General features: G+C 67.6%; 1 pseudogene. It reads left to right on the top strand.

From position 1 onward, the window contains the following. Nucleotides 1-422: 422 nt before the first annotated feature. Nucleotides 423-661, top strand: a pseudogene (locus AX737_RS18180) (hypothetical protein); the annotation flags it as partial.

Genomic DNA, 661 nt, shown 5'->3' with positions numbered 1-661 from the left:
GCCGCAGGGACGTGCGCGTCTACGAGGGGCGTCGCTACGAAGGCTACGGATACCGCGACCGCTACTAGGAAAGACATCCCCGCACGGGAACGGGCCGCCCGCAGGCCGAGCCGGCTTGCGTCACCAACGGCGCCCCCGGGCGGGGACCAGCATTGCAGAGTTCGACGGTCCGACACGCCCGGGCTTCGGCGGATACCCAAGCAGGCAGAACCTCTGCCGGGATGGCCCGGACCACGGCGACATGGCGGACTTGCAACCGGAGGCACCCAAGCCTCGCGGTTCTTTGAGTATTGGGCTCGGCTCATCGGCCGGAAATCTTGCAAACGATTGTTCCTTTTGCCTATTAGTCCCGCATTTTGCTGGAACGTTTTGCAAAAGGTGCCCGTTTCTGGTCCCGTACGACTGAAGATTGGAGTCTCTCTATGCTGAAGCACGTTCGCGTCGCGGCCCTCGCGACCACCTTTATCGTCGGCGGTGCGGCCCTGGCGCTCGCGCAGTCCTCTTCCACCGTCGGTACCGGCGGCTCGTCGGCCGGCGGCGGCACCAGCTCGTCGACGGTCGGCACCGGGGGCTCGTCGGCCGGCTCGGGCAGCGGCTCGGGCTCGTCCTCGACGCTCGGGACCGGCGGCTCGTCGGCGGGCGGCGGCACCAGTTCCTCCAC

The sequence above is a fragment of the Methylobacterium sp. CCH5-D2 genome, assembly GCF_001556475.1.
GTDB lineage: Bacteria > Pseudomonadota > Alphaproteobacteria > Rhizobiales > Beijerinckiaceae > Methylobacterium > Methylobacterium hispanicum.
Note: the sequence above shows the minus strand (reverse complement) of the source record. Positions and strands in the feature narration are given on the sequence as shown.